At 54.5% G+C, this 18,619-nt stretch carries 2 protein-coding genes and 1 pseudogene; 2 read left to right on the top strand and 1 reads right to left on the bottom strand.

The window, feature by feature from the left end; all coding sequences use genetic code 11:
* Positions 1–77: 77 nt before the first annotated feature.
* On the bottom strand, positions 78–1,724 hold the full coding sequence (locus E2566_RS05600) for a multidrug ABC transporter permease/ATP-binding protein (RefSeq protein ID WP_107168805.1): 1,647 nt from the start codon (positions 1,722–1,724) through the stop codon (positions 78–80).
* Positions 1,725–2,432: 708 nt separating this feature from the next.
* On the opposite strand from E2566_RS05600, the pseudogene E2566_RS22075 reads away from it, so the two are divergent.
* Together E2566_RS22075 and E2566_RS05590 are read left to right on the top strand one after the other, a co-directional pair.
* Positions 2,433–17,061, top strand: a pseudogene (locus tag E2566_RS22075) (Ig-like domain-containing protein).
* A 136-nt stretch (positions 17,062–17,197) separates the two neighbouring features.
* Positions 17,198–18,610: a TolC family outer membrane protein gene (locus E2566_RS05590; protein WP_107168804.1), complete on the top strand. Its 1,413-nt coding sequence runs from the start codon at positions 17,198–17,200 to the stop codon at positions 18,608–18,610.
* Positions 18,611–18,619 lie beyond the last annotated feature (9 nt).

Raw genomic sequence — 18,619 nt, 5'->3', positions numbered from 1 at the left:
AATTCAACGAATTAATATATGCCAGTCAGACTTCACGCTAGCGGTCACAGCACGACGCGAGGCTGCCTAGATTGGCGCTAGCGGCTAATCTGTGCAACGGCATCCTGCGAGGCCTGTTCACGCGCTGTCCCCGTCAGTTCTGACAGCGTACCCTGATGCATTTCAAGCAGGCGATCGGCGTGTTCAAAGTAGTGATCGTCATGGCTAATCGCCACAATCGTTTTCCCCAATGCACGCAACTGCGGTAACAGCTCAAGGTAGAATACGCGACGAAATTGCGGGTCCTGATCGGCAGCCCATTCATCTAGCAGTAAGATGTCCCGCTGTTCAGCGACAGCTAACAAGAGTGCCACACGCTTACGTTGTCCCTGTGAGAGCTGTAAATTCATCACCTGATGATTCTCCAGCGTCAATTTATGCCGCATATTTAAGCGATCAAGCCACCCATCAACCAGTGTCGTATCAGGCTCCGTTCCCTGAGGCCCTATCATCTGCCCGAACAGGTGGAAATCGGTGAAAATGGCAGAAAATAGCTTTTGATAGTCCCCTCGCGTTTCTCCCGTAACCGGACGGTCATCCAGCAATAACGTACCGGAAACGGGGGTATAAAGCCCAGTCAGCAGCATCGCCAGCGTAGATTTCCCACTCCCGTTCCCACCAATCAGAAATACCAGTTCACCACGCTTTATCAGCAGATTGATTGGCCCAATTTCAAATCTGGAATCGTCATAGCGAAATACCACATCACGCAGTTCCAGCGTGTGCCAGTCAGTTGGAGCTATCGCAGAAGAAAAAGATGCCTGATAGCCAGCCAGATCAAGACGTTTCAACTTATTAAACGCGACTTGTGCACTCAGTAACGTGGGTAGTGCGCCAACGGCTTGCAGCATCGGTGTCCGTAAAAAAAGCAGCGTGAGTGAATACGTCGCGGCAATATTGGTATCTGCCCAGCCGAGATTGTTTGCCATGAAAAAGACAGCACCAATCACGCCCAGCATCATAATATTTGACCAGTTCACTGCACTGAGATGGAAGGTATCGGCGCGAATAACATTCTGTCGATAATCCTGCGCATTGGCCTGATAAACGTCTTCATACAGTTTCTGTGCCCGTTCCCGATTGAGCGTCAGTTCCTTACGTCCGTTAATCACGGTTTCGTAATCTTTCTGGAGGCGGTCTTCCGCTTCCCGAACCTGAGTAAGATGACGGTAGACGCGCGACACCAGCATAAATCCGCCCCAAAGGGTTACCGCAATCCAGACGGACGTCACCACCAGCATTTTGGGAGAGAGCCACGCCAGATAAGCCGCTGAGCCGATCGTAAGCACAATGCCCTGAATCAACTCCGGCAGTCGTACAAACGCGATGGTGATATTACGGATATCACTGGACAAGCTGGCGAGTAACTGGGCACTGCCAATCTGCTCAATGCGCGCAATGTTAGTATCCAGAATACGCTTGATGAACTGCCCACGAAGACGATAAACGAAATGGTGTCCGAGCGTGGTCAACGCCAGTTGAGACACCAATGTCACGCCCATCAAAAGCAGCAGCAACCCCAGAAATTGCGGCAATACGCTTAATGATTGATTGACCGTTTCAATCAATTGCAGATTGATAAAAGCAATCAACCCAATACCCAATGCGGCACTCAGCAAACTTAAAATGATAACGGCAAGAAATGGCCAGCGATATTGTTGATAAACAATGCGGAGCAACTCCATAACAACCTAATCTCTATCATGAAAACCATTGCCCGCAGTGTAATAGGGATACCCGTGATATCAAGAATAATTCTCATATCCAACCCGATACCAAACTCAACATCCTCAAACACGAGCCCAGTGCCACCGATAGCCCCATTAGCAACCATGATGAATAATCATAATTTTTTATAATTTCCCATAGTTACCATCGATAACATTCATATCCCATCGCAAAAAAACAACAAACACAAACTGATACAATAAATACAAATAAAATCACAATCTTCGTAGTGAGTACCTTGCCTTGTTTTACTCAAACTTGCGCAAAAAACGTCGCGCCGCAACATCCATAACGCTAAGTGATGGTAATTTAACATTATAATTATCGTAGTAATGGTTAAGTAAGGGTATGAGTCCGCTAAGCCATTTAATACGTAAGAATATTGTCATGATTTTTATTTTCAAAACATTTCAAAAAAATTGGATTTTTAGCTAAGCCACACCTATAAATATCAAGAATCGGACAAGTCTTATACCGTATAAATTCCCCATGGAAAGGGGATGAAGCACGACTCAATTTAGCCATTCTTACTATTTTTTTCTAAACCAGGTCAGATTTAGCGCTCCTCTTTTTGGTTGCGCATATACCCGTACCTCTCCACACAGCACTCGATCTGCCGGGAGAAGTATTCAGACGATGGTTGCAGATAAGTAAGAGGCTATTTCATGTCAGATATGAATGTTATTGCGGGAAATGCAAATATCCTGTCACGTCATGGTGGTCAGTTCATCAGTGCGGTTCCTCAAGGAGCAACACACGTCGAACTGCTGGAAAGCAGCACTGTCCGGATTCATGGCACACCAGATATGGTGTCTCGCTATGAGCGTGTTGGCAACGATCTTATCTTGCACATGAAAGACGGTACCACCGTCCGTTATGAGAGCTTCTTCACCCTGGATGCTGCGGGCTATCACAGTGAGCTGGTTTTTGATGATGGAACTCGACTGATCCACGCCCAGTTCTCCGGCGCGGCAGCCGCAGAAGGCGCGGCGCTAGCCGGAGAAGCCATTGCCCTTACGCCAGAATACGCCGCACTGGGCGATATGACATCATTACTGATTGGCAGTACCGCCAGCACGCTATCAACAGCTACGCTGGGCAGCGTTCTGGGCGCTGTCGCTCTCGGCGGAGCCGCTGTCGCAGGGGTCGCCGTCGCCGTGGCATCGTCGAGTAATGACGACACCACCACACCGCCACCGCAGCCAGAACCTTTAACTATTGATGCCTTCGCTGGCAATAACGGGCTGAACCGTACAGAAATTGGCCTACCTCATATCCTCAGCGGGAAAACCACTGGCGTCAGCGCGGGGCAAATCGTCACCATCACGTTGAACGGCGTGGTTTACACTACGACTATTGCCGCCGACGGCAGTTGGCAATTTACTCTGCCAGCAGATGCGTTTACCGGACTGGAAGACGGCATTTATGCATTAAAAGTAAGCGTGCCAGGCGCGAATGGTATCATCCACGAAAAAATCCTCGATCTCACTATTGATACCCTGCCTCCGCATTTAACCGTCGATAAATTTACGGGAGATAACTACCTCACCGTAGGAGAACTGGCAAACGGTCAGATTCTTAACGGAACGGGTGAAGTGGGCCAGAATGTCACTATCTCGCTGAATGGCAAAACCTATAGCACCACTATTAATGCTGCGGGTAACTGGACATTAACCGTTCCTGCTGCGGACCTACGTGCGCTGAGCGAAGGCGAACATGCTCTGTCGTTCACGGTTACCGATAACGCCGGCAATATTACCGTGGTCAACCGCACCATTATTGTCGACACCACACCGCCGGAACTCTCTCTGTCACCGTTTACTGGAAACAATTTGCTCACCGCCGACGAACTGCAATCCTCACAGTTTGTCTCCGGTACGGCTTCTCTATCGGATGTAGGACAGACCGTGACAGTCACACTCAACGGCATCACCTACACGACCACCGTAGAGAGCGACGGCGCGTGGAGCGTTTTCATTCCTTCCGGCGATATCCAAACGCTGACCAACGGCACCTACAGTCTGGTAGCGTCGCTGACGGACAAAGCCGGCAACACCACCACACTACCGTCACAAACCATTACGGTAGACACCAGCGCCGAAGCGGTCAACATCAGCATCGTCTCAACAGATGATCGCTTGAATGCCCTGGAAGCGGGACAGCCACTGACGGTCAGCGGGACGACTGCTAACGTTGCCGCAGGTCAAACCGTTACCGTCAGTCTCAACGTCGCAGGGACGATACAAACCTATACCGCAACAACGGGGACAGACGGCACATGGTCGGTGAACATTCCCAGTGCCGACCTGCTTCAACTGTCAGACGGCAGTAACACCATTACTGCCAGCGTAGAAGGAATCAGTGGTAATACCGTTACCGTCAACCATACGCTGGATGTGCACATCAACACGCTTCCGTCCATCACACTGACCCCGCCGTTCAGCGACGGCGTCGTAAACGCAGCCGAAGCGGCGCAGGATCAGATAATCAGTGGAGAAACCGGAATTAGCGGCAGGGGTCAAACCGTCAGCCTGACGATTGGCGGGTATTACGTTGCCGGAACGGTAGATACCAACGGACACTGGACGGTTACGATCCCTAAAGACGTGCTGCAAAACCTGCCATCGGACAACGTTAGCGTACTGGAGGTTGTTGTCCGCGATATTGCAGGCAACGAAACCATTCTGACGCAGAATATCAGCGTGGATACTATCCCTCCCACGCTCACTGTCTCCGCTATCGCACAGGACAATATCCTCAACGGCGCGGAACTGGCGGTCGATCAAGTCATCAGTGGAACGGCATCACTGAGCGAAGCTGGCCGCCCAGTCACCGTTACGCTGAATAACAAACCCTACACCGCCACCGTCGGCAGCGACGGAAACTGGAGTGTCACTCTGCCAACGGCCGATCTAGTGGCTATCGCTGACGGTAGCCAGAATCTGACCGTTACGCTGACTGATGCCGCAGGCAACAGTACAACGGTTACCCGCCCGCTCACCATTGACAGCGGTACAACCACAGCCCCAACTATCAGCATCAATAACTTCGCAGACGACAACGTTATTGACGGCGCGGAAGCCAAAGTCAACCAGCAGTTAAGCGGAACAACAGTCAACGTTGAGGCTGGACAAGTTGTTACCATTAGCCTAAATGGAAAAACCTATCTTGCTACCGTGCAATCCGGGGGAGTTTGGAGCATCAATGTTTCAACTGCGGATATCGCCCTACTGGCAGACGGTGCACACAGTATTAGCGCCAGTGTAAGCAACAAAGCAGGCAACGGAGCAAGCGGAAGCCGAGATATCAGCGTCGATAAATCTGGCGACAGTATTGCCATCAACATCATCGCCAGCGATAACCTGTTAAACCGGGCAGAATCGCTCCAGCCGCTGGCGATCAGCGGCAATACCGCCAATGTTCCTGTGGGACAGACGGTTACCATTACGCTGAATGGGAAAAATTATACCACCACCGTTGCCATTGACGGCAGTTGGACGCTGCAAATCCCCAGTGCCGATCTTCAGCTTCTATCAGACGGCAATGCCACCGTCAGCGCCAGCGTCAATGTGGCTGGCGGTGCCGCAACGGATACGCAGACGCTCGGTGTACATATTCATACTCTGCCTCAACCGACAATTGATCCCCCGTTCGGCAATGGTTCCCTAAACGGTGCAGAGGCGCTGGTCAGCCAGACGATTACTGGTCACACGGGCATCAGCGGTACGGGACAAAGCGTCACCTTGTCTCTCGGCGGTAAATCTTACACAGGAACGGTTGATACGGCAGGCAACTGGAAAGTCACTGTCCCAGCGGCCGATCTTCAGCAGCTACCAGAAGGTGACAACACGCTGCTGGTCACCGCACAGGATGCCGCAGGCAATCAGGCTGGCCATACGTTTGTCAGCCATACCGATTTCACAGCACCGACCCTGACTATCGGTACAATTGCGGGTGATGACACCATTAATCTGGTGGAATCACAAAGTAATCAGACCGTTAACGGCACCGCTTCGGTGAGCGAAGCGGGCCGCACCGTCATTATCGCTTTTGATGGACAATTTTATACCGGTATTGTTGGCAGCAATGGCAACTGGAGTATTAGTTTACCGACGGCCGCGCTACGCGGTATGGCAGATGGCAGCTACACGCTATCCGCTTCGCTCACCGATTCAGTCGGGAACACGACTAGCGTAGAGAAGTCCGTTACGCTTAGCGCCGATCCGGCATTCCAACCAACCATCTTCGTGAACGCTTTCATCGGTGAGAATAACACGATCACCGCAGCCGACCTTAAAGTCAGCCAGTGGTTAACGGGCTCTAGTTTGAATGTGGAAACGGGTCAGATTGCCACCATTCTCCTCAACAAAAAGTTCTACTTCGCCGCGATCCAGAACGACGGAAAGTGGAGTGTGGAAATTCCGGCTGAGCATATGGCAGAGCTTAGCGAGGGAACGGTCTCTATCTCTGCGCAAGTTACTGATATGGCTGGTAACGAAGGGAACCATGAAATCTGGTCCGATGTCGATATTAGCAATGACAGTATCTCCATAAGCATTGTCGCACTTGATAATCAGCTCAATCGTCTCGAAGCATCACAACCACTAACCATCTCAGGTTCTACGGTCAACGTCACTACGGGAGAAAGCGTTACCGTTACACTCAATGGCAAAACCTACACGGGTACGATTGCCGCAAACGGCAGTTGGAGCGTCACGATCGGCAGCAGCGATCTGCTCGCCTTACCGGATGGCACAGCGACCATTACCGCCAGCGTCGCCAACCCCGGCGATGTTCCTGTAACAGCCAGCCGCAATATTGATATCCACATTAATAATCTGCCACAGCCCACCATTGACCAGCCTTTCGGTGACGGAATACTCAATATCATCGAATCGACCAGCGGGCAGAACCTGACAGGGAAAACCGGAATCAGCGGAGGAGGCCAAAGCGTCATCGTCACGCTGAACGGCAAAACCTATACGGCTACGGTGGATAACCAGGGTAACTGGAGTACGGCACTTCCAGCCACCGACCTGCAATCCCTGCTAACCGGCGTACAAACCATCCGCGTAGAAGCGACTGATTCCGCAGGCAACAGCATCGAGAACACCCGTGATATTACCGTCGATATGGTTCGTCCCCTTCTGACGCTGAAACCGCTGACCAGCGACGGTATCATCAACGCAGCCGAAAGTTTGAACGATCAATTGATCTCCGGTAATGCACTACAAGCGGATGCCGGACGCTCCGTTATTGTCACTATCAACAATAAAAATTATCAGGCGCAAATTCAGGCTGACGGCAGTTGGAGTACCCCTATTCCCGCCGCCGACCTCCAGGCATTAGCTGACGGAAGTTATACCGTTACGGCAACATTGACCGGGGCATCCGGTAACAGCACGACCAGCACAGGATCGTTAACGCTGGATGCTAATCCTGCCAACCTGCCTCTGCTCACCGTCAACGCCATCGCACTCAACAACATCATCGATGGTGGTGAAATCAACGTCGCACAAATCATTAGCGGTAGCAGCCTGAATGTCGAAGCGGGGCAGCGCGTTACCGTGACACTCGGCGATAATACCTACACGACAACAGTTGACAGCAACGGTCAATGGCGCGTCAGCGTGCCGTCTGTCGATCTTATCCATCTGGCACAAGGCCCCCATACCGTAACCATTGGCGTCAACGATCTCAGCGGTAACCCGGCAACGCTCAGTCAGACAATTACCGTGAATACCTCGTTGAGCGGTATCGCCATCGATACCGTCGCAGGCGATGACAAACTGAATCAAGCAGAAGCCACGCAAGATCTCACCGTCAACGGCAGCAGCCAGAACGTGGCTGCTGGCACCGCCGTCACAATCATGCTGAACGGGAAAAGCTACAGTGGGGCGATACAATCAGACGGTTCCTGGAGCATCACCGTGTCTGCGGCGGATGTCAGCGTGCTGGCCGACGGTTCATCAACCCTAACCGTTACCACGGTAGACAACGCGGGGAATATATTAAGCGGTAGCCGTACCATTGATGTATTCACCCACAGTAGCCCGACACTGACGCTGAACACACCATTCAGCGACGGTATACTCAATGCCGCAGAGGCTGGCGTTATCCAGACGCTCAGCGGTACAACCGGTATCGCCTCACCAGGGCAAACCGTCACCGCCGTACTCGGCGGCGTGACGTACACCGGGATCGTTGATGCGGCAGGTAACTGGACAATTTCTTTGCCTGTGAACAACCTGCAAAACCTGCCGAACGGCACCACAGCCTTGCAGGTTAATGTCAGCGACGCAGCCGGAAACAGCAGTACCTTAACCAGCAATGTTACCGTGGCTCGCACACCGCCTACATTGACGACGGCCAGTTTTGCCAACGACAACATTCTGAATAGCACCGAAGTACTGAGCGATCAGTCGCTAACCGGCACCGCCTCACCCTCCAGTGCGGGACAAACCGTGACGGCAACGCTGAACGGAAAAACCTACAGCGGTACCGTCGGCAATGACGGCACCTGGAGTATCAGTATTCCATCTGCCGATCTGAGCACCTTGTCCGATGGCAGTTACAGCATCGTGACACGTCTGACTGATGTCGCAGGCAATACGACTACCACGACACAAACTATTGGCGTCGATGCCAACCCACTAAATGCACCCGTCATCACGATTGGTACCTTCGCTGGCAACAACATTATTGACGGTGCAGAAGCGCGAGTCAGCCAAATACTTAGCGGCACCAGTAAAAATGTGGAACAAGGCCAGACGGTGACGATTAGCCTCAATGGCAAGGCGTATACCGCACAGGTTCTGTCAAATGGGAACTGGAGCACCACGATCTCGGATACCGATATGGCGCTGCTGGTTAATGGCAGCCAGACCATTACCGCTAGCGTGAGTGATGCCTCCGGCAATACCGCCACCTCCAGCAGTACCGTCACGATTAATACCAATGCGAGCGGGCTGTCTATTGCGCCAATCACCGGGGATAACCAGCTGAATGTGCAGGAAGCGGCAAACGGCATTACGATTAGCGGCGGTGCCGTCAACGTGGCACCGGGCACGGATGTCAACGTCATATTGAACGGAAAAACCTATACGGCACAAGTGCAACCAGACGGTACCTGGAGTGCAGGTATTCCCCTCCATCGACCTGAAAGCGTTGGGCGATGGTGTCATCACGGTGAATGTCACCGCTGTCGATCAGGCAGGTAATGCGCTCGCAGGTACTCAGCAGTTAGGTGTCAGTATCAATAACCCACCAGTCGCAGCGCTGAATATGCCATTTAGCAACGGCTACCTGAACCTGAGTGACGCACAGGCAGGACAGACGCTTTCCGGCACCACAGGCCTGCACGGGGCAGGTCAAACTGTCAGCATCACCGTTGGCACCACGGTCTATTCTGGTACAGTTGACAACAACGGTAGCTGGAGCCTTCAACTGCCACCATCCATGCTGACGACACAAGCAGACGGTCTCCTCACCATTTCCGTTACTGTTAGCGATGCAGCGGGCAACACCTCTACCGTTCAGGGCAGTGCGAACGTGGATTTGACGCCTCCGGTGTTGACCATCAACCCGATCGGCGTCGACGATATCATCAACATCGCAGAAAGCCTGCTACCGCTGCAAATCACGGGGACATCCCCCATCAACGACAGCGGTCGTCCCATCATTGTCAACGTGACTATCAATGGGCAGATCTATCAGGGGCTGGCACAGGCAGATGGTACCTGGAGTGTCACCGTACCCGCAGGTGATCTGCAAAACATGCCGAACGGCATCACGGCTATCACCGCCACCTTGACCGATGCCGCAGGCAATATCGGCACCGTCAGCCATTCGATTACGCTGGATACCGATCCGGCCAAAGCTCCGACCCTGACGATAGCCACACTCTCAACCGATGACTACCTCAACCTGGCAGAATCAGGCCAGCCGTTGACGATCAGCGGCAGCAGCCAGAATGTAGAGCAGGGCCAGCAGGTCACTATTACCCTAAACAGCCAAACCTACCTCGCCACCGTGGGGGCAGATGGCAGTTGGAGCACCACGGTTCCCGCTACGGACGTCGGCAACGTGCCTGACGGCAAGCAAACCGTGAGCGCCAGCGTGACCGACGTAAGCGGCAACCCGGGTTCAACCACCCACTCGATTACCGTCATCACCGATGCCGCCAACCTGCCAAGCATCACGATTGCGACACTGTCGGGTAACGACGTTATCAGCGCACAGAATAGCCAGTCCGATCTGCTCATCTCAGGTTCAACAACGAATGTTTCCGCAGGACAGCGCGTCACGGTGACGTTGAATAGCAAAACGTATCTGGCTACCGTTGGCGCCGATGGCAGTTGGAGCACGACGGTTCCCGCCAGTGATGTGCAAAATCTGCCGCAGGGCGGTCAGAATGTGACGGCAACAGTCAGTGATATTGCACAGAACCCGGCCACGACAACCCATCCGTTTACCGTCGATACCGTCCCACCGCTACTGTCCATCGACATGCTGGTTGATACCAGCGATATCGGGCTGGCGGATGCGCTGGCTGGGCTACCGCTGAGCGGCAAGGCCGAAGCCGGTCTTCAAGTCACCATAAAAGTCGGTACCGCTGTCTATAGTGTTGTTGCTGACAACAACGGTATCTGGCAAATCACCATTGCGGCGAACGACCTGCTGGCGCTGGGCGACGGCGTGAAAACACTGGCAGCCAGCGTGACCGATGGTGCAGGCAATGCCAGTGCCACCAGTATCGATATCACGCTAAAAACACAGTCGCTTCCAACACTGACGCTAGATTCTCTCTATGACAACAATGTTCTCACTAGTGCGGAACTGGCAACGGAAACCACCATTGGCGGCAGTTACACCAACCTGCCCGTCGGGACAGCGATTCAGGTCACGATAGGGGCTTACACCGTAACAGGTGTGACCCTCGCGGGAGGACTCTGGAGCGCCACTATTCCAGCCAATGCGCTTAGCATACTGGCAGATGGTAACGTTCAGGTCAGCGCAACGGTCACTGACAGCGCAGGCAATACCGGTAGTGCCAGCGGCGCTCTGGACGTTGTCATCCACACTAATTTCTCCATCAGTATCACTCCACCGTTTGTTGACGGGGTGCTCAATCAGGCAGAAAGCACTGTGGATCAACTGCTGACAGGCACAACGGGGCTCCTCGATCCTGGTCAGAGCGTGTCTGTCTCGATCACCAACGGCACGCTAACCCACACCTACAGCGCCACCGTTGCCGCCAATGGCCAGTGGAATGTGACATTGCTTGCTGCCGATTTGACTTCACTCGGTGACGGCACACACACCATCAACGTGACCGTGACTGACCACGCAGGCAATACGGGAACAGGCAGCGACACGTTCACCAGCGTGATTGTCGGCGTGCCTGTCGCTACACTGGACACGCCGTTCGGCGATGGCAAACTGAGTCTGGCGGATGCGCTACCGGGCGCGACACTATCTGGACAAACAGGGCTTACCAGTAATGTGGGGCAAACCGTGTCGGTCAGCATCAACGGCACGAACGTTCCTGCGACGGTCAATGCCGACGGCAGTTGGACGCTGTCTCTGGCTAGTCAGACGCTGATCGACCTGCCGGATGGTACGGTGAATTTCACCGTAATTGTGGCCGACTCTGCGGGTAACACCAGTACCACAACAGCCACGGCGAGTGTGCTGACCACCACCCTGCCTGCGGCAACATTGGATCTGCCGTTTGGCGACGGAATCCTTAACGCCACTGAAATTCAGGCCATTCAGACCTTAACCGGTAAAACCGGTATTACCAGCGCGGGTCAGGAAGTCATCGTTACCGTGACCAATAAAACTACGCTGGTAGACACCACCTTTACCGCCACCGCTGACGGGCTCGGTGGCTGGTCCAGAGAGCTGTCGCCTGCCGATTTAGCCATCTTCACCGAAGGCAATTACAGCATTAGCGTCAAGGTCACCGACTGGGTGGGTAACACCAATACCAGCACCTCGCTCGATGTCAGTTCAGCGCAGACGCTGCCAGCCCCTCTTATTGATGTCGTCCCCTTTGGTATCGATAATATTCTGAGCAGTGCCGAGGCAGCCTCTGCACTCACCTTCTCTGGCCGTACGCAGGTTGGCGGTAGTGGACAAGGTGTAAAACTGGAGATTGACCTCAACGGTATTCGCTACACCGCAACAGTGGATAATGCGGGCAACTGGTCCGTTACACTGCCGCCGAATGCGTTGAACTCATTGGTCGACGGCCAGCATACCATCACGGTAACCGCCGTTGATGCGGCGGGCAACGTAGGCTCAGCACCGATCGCCTTTACCAGCGATCTCACTCCACCAGCCATTACGCTGAATACGCCGTTTGACGATGGTTATCTGAATATTGCCGACGCCGGCACGCTGGCGGGCAGAACGTTAAGCGGTAACGCAGGTGACGCGGTGAGTGTGAACGTCACATTTGGAGGGCAACCGCTTGTCGTACAGTTGATGAGTGGAGGCATGTGGACCGCAACGCTCACGCCCGCTCAACTTGCCGATCTTGCCGACGGTACACACAATATCAGCATTACGGCAGCGGACAGTCTGGGTAACAGCGCCACGTTGAATTCTCAGGCCATTCTCGCCGTGAAAGTTGCCCCCACTGTCTCCATTACTGCTTTCGCTGGTCTGGACGGCCTTGACTATACCGAAAGCCGGACGACACAGACGGTCAGCGGCACCTCGACCGGGCTGGAAGTCGGGCAAAACGTTACGGTAACGCTAAATGGAAAGCCTTACACCGCAAAAATCCTTGCAGATGGCTCATGGAGTACCACGATCCCATCAGCCGATTTGCAGCTTTTGACTGATGGGCAGCAGCATACCATTACCGCAGATGCGACAGATAAAGCGGGCAATCCGGCAGCGCAAGCCAGTGAAGGATTCAATGTCAACTTGACGCCACCGCCAATGACGATGGTGATCGACCCCATCGCAGGTGACGATATTATCAACGCGGCTGAGATAAACGGTAATGTCACCATATCCGGACAAGTTACTAATATTCCGCCCATGACCCCAATAACCGTGTTAATTGGGGGAATCCCGCTCTTCACCACGACCAATGCCAGTGGCGTATGGGAAATCACCATTTCCGCCAGTACTTACTTCACAACAAACGGTGATACTAGTGTCACGGCAAGCGTGACGGCAGCCCCGACAATAAACAGCACCAAAACGGTACTGGTCGATACGGTAGCCCCTACACTGGACATCGTCACCTTTGCCTCGGACAACGTGCTCAGTGCAACGGAAATGAGCACGGCGCAGGCGATTACTGGCACGGCATCCATTACAGAAGCAGGACAAATCGTTTCGATTAGCCTGAATGGGAAACCCTACAGCGCCCAGGTTTCCGCAACAGGTGCCTGGAGTGTCAATGTTCCCGCCGCCGATCTGGCACTGCTAGCCGACGGCAGCCACACCATCACAGCAACGCTCACCGATAAAGCGGGAAATAGCACCACCACTACGCAGACGGTTAACGTCGATACCGCCATTCCGCTACTCAGCGTCACGCTGTTCGATGACAATATTCTGACGCTGGCTGAGGCGCTGGCTGGAGGAGCGATTAAAGGGACAGGCGAAATAGGTGCCACCGTGACGCTAACCGCAGGGCCGTTAGTCGGCACGACCACCGTCGGCCCTGACGGAACCTGGACGATCCCCGTGCTGTCTGTTGATTTGCAAAGCCTAACAGACGGTGCACAGGTCATCGGCGTAACGCTGACCGATACCTCCGGCAACACCACACACGTTGATGCCACGCTGGACGTCGCGCTGAACCAGACGCTCGGTGCCGGAATCAATAATATCTTCGGTAACGATGGCATCCTCAACCTGGCTGAATCACTGGTGACGCAGGTCATCAGCGGTAACGCAACGGGCAACTACCTTGGGGCGAAAGTCCAGGTCACCGTACTAGGCACGACGGTGGAAGGCACCGTGGGCGCCAACGGTGCCTGGAGCGTCGCGCTTGCTCCAAATCTGTTTACCGGCCTGAGTAACGGCTTGTTGGCAGTTAACGTTGATATTGTCGACTCGCACGGCAACGTGAAAAACCAGTTGATCAACATCGACGTATTGAAATCCCTGCCAGTCATTGATTCTGTTTTGGCCTTCACCGATGGCGCGCTGAATGCGGCAGATATCGCTACCAACCAAATTATCAGCGGTGTAGTCAGCAATGTGAATATCGCTGCGGGTGCAACGGTCGCCGTAACGCTGGGCAACAAGATTTACACCGGCATTAGCGTCGGTGCAGGCGGAGCCTGGAGCTTGTCTGTTCCTGCACTCGACTTGCAGGCCTTGCAGGATGGGACCTTAGCGGTAGGCGTTGCGGTCACCGATCATGCAGGAAACACCACCAGCCAGATCGTCAATGTTCCAACAATCATCAAGAATCTGCCGAGCATTACGCTCAATCCCGTTTTTGGTGATAGCGTGCTGAATCTGGGTGACCTTCTGGTCAACCAACCTCTCAGCGGTACCGCCACCGGTCTGGCAGGCAGAACCATTACGCTGAGCATTGCGGGTTCACAAATCGCCACGGCCGCTGTCGGCACAGATGGCAAATGGAGCGTTGCCGTCACCCCAAGCGTGCTGGGCATCCTGCAAGGTCTGGGTAGCGGTGATTTCACCGTAGCCGCGACCGCGACAGACAGCGTAGGCAATACCGCCAACGGCAGTGCCGGCATCAAGTTCGATTTTGCCCAGCCAGTGATTACGCTGAACCCGGTCTTTGGCGGCGATGGCTTCCTTAATGCAGCAGAAGCTGTGGTAGCACAAATAATCGGCGGCACCGTCACCAATGCCGGTGTGGGATCGCAGGTTACCGTGACTCTGGGCAGTAAAACGTTCCTGTCGACCGTCGGCGCAGGTGGCGTGTTCAGCCTGACGCTGCAACCATCCGATCTTAGCGCACTGGTAGATGGCAGCGCGACGCTTGGCGTCTCCGTCACCAACGCCTCCGGCAACATTGGCACGGTCAATAATGCCATCAACATCATTGCCAAAAACTTGCCAACGATTAGTCTTGGTTCGTTGTTTGGTGGCGATGGTTTCCTCAATGCCGCAGAGGCCGCGCTGACACAGACGATTAGCGGCACTACCACCAATGCGATTGCAGGATCGTCGGTGGTGATACGCATCGGATCGCTAACGTTGAACGCCACCGTTGGTAATGACGGCACCTGGACCACCAGCGTAACGCCATTGCAACTGTCCAGCCTGACCAACGGCAATCTCACCGTCAGTGCGACGGTGACCGATCCGGCAGGCAACAGCAATGGCATCAGTACCGGACTCAATGTCTCCATATTGCCGCCAACCATCACCCTTAATCCGTTGTTCAACGGTGGCGTATTGGATCTCACCAGCCTGTTGAGCGCACAAACCATCAGTGGGACAACGGCCAATGTGGCAGCCGGTACAGCGATCAACGTCACGCTAGGCAGTAAAACCTATACCACGACGATTGGCGCGAACGGCGGTTGGAGCCTGCCGATCCCAAGCCTAGACCTGAAAGCCCTCACCGATGGCGTGACTAACGTTAGCGTCCGGCTGGTAGATGCGGCGGGTAACGTAGGTCAGAGTACGGGGGCCTTGAACGTGGCGATTAACGCCCAGCCAACGCTGACGCTCAATTCACTCTTTGGCGGTGACGGCCTGCTGAATGCAGTCGAGGCGGCGGCGGGGCAGATTATCAGCGGCACCAGTACCAATGCGGTAGGTTCGACCATCCAGATCTCGTTGGGAGCCAAGACCTACTCTGCCGTGGTGCAAAGCAATGGCAACTGGTCTGTGAGTCTGCCCTCACTCGATCTCAACAATTTGACTGACGGCACGCTCTCCCTCAGCGCCTCTCTGACCAACGCGGCAGGAAAAAGTGCCAGCGCCGGGGTTTCGGTCGGCGTGGGCGTCCACGCATTGCCAACGGTCAACCTGGGCTCTCTGTTTGGCGGGGACGGCTACCTGAATCTGGCCGAAGCGGGCATCAACCAGATCATCAGCGGAACAACGACCAACGCAGCTGGCGGTAGCGTCACACTGACCGTAGGTGGACTGGTGCTCAGCGCAGCCGTCGCCAGCAATGGTACCTGGAGCATCAGCGTGCCGAGCGCCAATTTGCTCAACATCGCCGATGGCAATTTGACCGTAGGCGTCACCGTCGCTGACCGCTATGGCAACACCAACAGCACCAGCAGCAACGTCATCGTGAAAACGCACCAGTTGCCGCAGTTGGGTATTGATGCGGTCGGGTCACTGATTGGCAACACCGTTGGCCTGTTGGCAAATGGCATCACCGTCAGCGGGACATCTCGCTATGTGCAACAAGGTGCCAAGGTGACCGTCACCCTGCTCGGCCAAACGCTACAGGGTACTGTCGGTGCCGATGGCAAGTGGAGCGCGAATTTCAGCAGCTCGCTATTGGGTATCAACGTTTTCAACGTGGGGGCAATCTTGACCGCGCTGTTGGGAACAGCGGTAGAAGCTTCTGTTACCGATCAGGCAGGTAACTTCACCGGGGTCTCCGCCGGATTAACGTCCGGTATCTCACTCGGCTTACCGCTGATGAGCATGATGGCGCTGGATACGGACGATAGCAGCCTTGCTCAGGTGTCCTCGCTGTCCAGTGAACAGCTTGATACTGGGGAAAGTACCGATGTGCAATCCCTCCATGTCAGCTCGAAAATGGCGGCGGCCACGCTCAGCGAGACACAAACCATCGACAATAACGCCAGCACTGAAGTTGAAAACAGCGTGTATGCCATTGGCGGCGTTGTCATCAATCTGGCTGACGGCAGCGTGCAGACCGGGGCAGAGATCACAGGCAGCGAGGGCGATGACCTTATCACCCTCTCAAGTCTCGATTTCACACACATCGACGGCGGTGACGGCATCGATACCCTGCTTCTCGATGGCACCTCGCTCAATCTGGACCTCACGGCGCTGGGGCTGAAAATCGACAACGTAGAGATCTTCGATTTAGGCCAAAACGGCACCAACAGCATCACGTTGGATCTTGACCGCGCCCTGAATGTCACCGATCGCCCCGAAGATGACCTGCTGATTGTCGGAGGAGAAGGCAGCAAGGTGAACCTGATCCCCGGCGATGGTGCCTGGAGCACGGTAGGACAGCGCGACATTGACGGGCAACACTTTGATGTCTACCACCATTCATCGCTGGATAGCGCCAACAACCTGGGAGATGTACTGGTGCAGCAAGGCCTGCTCGTCAATATGGTGTAACGGTGTTAACGCCTCCCCCTTGGTAGGGGGAGGCGTTGAGAGGAGGTCAGTTAGGGAAAAACAACCACTGTTACTAACAGGCTGGCCGCCCTTTTAAAGGAACTAAAACAGACAGTAATGAAAACAGGGGCAATTGATGCACAAACCATTTTTTATCAGGGGCATGTTTTTTCCGCGCAATCGCGCTTTTTTTACTCACACACCGCGTTATGTACTGGCACTCGGGCTAGCCTGTGCGGGCTTTTCCTCCCTCTATAGCCCACCGACATTCGCTCAGGCCGTCGCGTTTGACTGGTCCGCCGCACCGACAGAACAACAGATCAACAGCCTAGATCTCAAACAGGCTATTCTCCGTGCATTTGCCCGCAACCCACAAATCGCCCAGGCTGCCGCACAAATTCGCGTTGGCGACGCCGATCTGCGCGTGGCGCAAAGCGCCTGGTTCCCGCAAATCGGCCTGAGTGGCAATGTCGGCCGTTCAGATCAAAGTGATACCAGCGGCACGATGAGCAACAACGCCACTGCGGGCATCACGCTGAAACAGCTCCTGTACGATTTCGGCAAGACAGGCGGCAGTATTGATGAGCAACACAGCCTGTCCGATGCCTATCGCTACCAGCTCTACGGTGTCATGACCACAGTCGGCCAGCAAACCCTGCTCACCTACCTGAAAGTCAAACGCTATCAGGAACTAAACCAGGCAGCGGAGCGCAATATCGCCTCACTTAGCGTGGTCAAAGATACCGCCACGCTCCGCTCCGAGGCGGGTCTCAGTACGCAATCCGACATCCTGCAAGCCGAAACCCGCATCGCAGGCATGAGGGCGACGCTGGAACAATATCGTGCGCTGGAGCGCTCCTCGCTGGCGCAGCTCAGCGTGTTGACTGGCGTAATCCCCACTACCCTGCCCGATCTGCCACGGGCGCTGCTGCAACAAAAGATTACGCTCAAAGCGCTGCCCTACCAGCAGAGTAATGCGGTACTGAGCGCCCAGTCCAAACAGGAAGCCTCGCGCCATCGCATTCGTCAGGCGGAAGCCCAGCACTGGCCGACTATTGCCGTGCAGGCAGGGCGTACCCGCTATAAAACCGACCGGCGTAATTACTGGGACGATCAGCTACAGCTGGTTGTGGAAGCCCCGCTGTATCAGGGCGGTGCCGTCAGCGCACGTGTTGATGCGGCATCAGGTACACGAGAGGCCGCACAGGCCGAAGTCGAAGCAGCAAAGCTGGATATGAACCAGAAAGCGGCAACGGCCTACGCCGATCTCATCGGTGCGCAGCAGCGTGAAAAAGCCAGCCAGCAGCAAATCACCAGCGCCACCTACACCCGCAACGTTTATCAGGATGAATACAAACTCAGCAAACGCAGCCTGAACGACCTGCTTAGCGTTGAACAAGACGTGCTACAGGCCGACACCTCACGCATCGGTGCGTTATACGACGGTTGGGAGGCTGCGGTTAACTACGCCGCCGCCGTCGATAATCTGCTGGATATGCTGGGCATTGAACGTTATCAAGCCAGTGGCGAGACGCTACCGTCGCTGTAAGCCGGCTCG

The sequence above is a fragment of the Pectobacterium punjabense genome (assembly GCF_012427845.1).
Lineage (GTDB): Bacteria > Pseudomonadota > Gammaproteobacteria > Enterobacterales > Enterobacteriaceae > Pectobacterium > Pectobacterium punjabense.
This window is presented reverse-complemented; position numbering and strand designations above follow the sequence as displayed.

Excerpts from the sequence above, each read along its gene's own strand:
- E2566_RS05600 (WP_107168805.1), bottom strand. The coding sequence starts at position 1,724 with ATGGAGTTGCTCCGCATTGTTTATCAACAATATCGCTGGCCATTTCTT.
- E2566_RS05590 (WP_107168804.1), top strand. The coding sequence starts at position 17,198 with ATGCACAAACCATTTTTTATCAGGGGCATGTTTTTTCCGCGCAATCGC.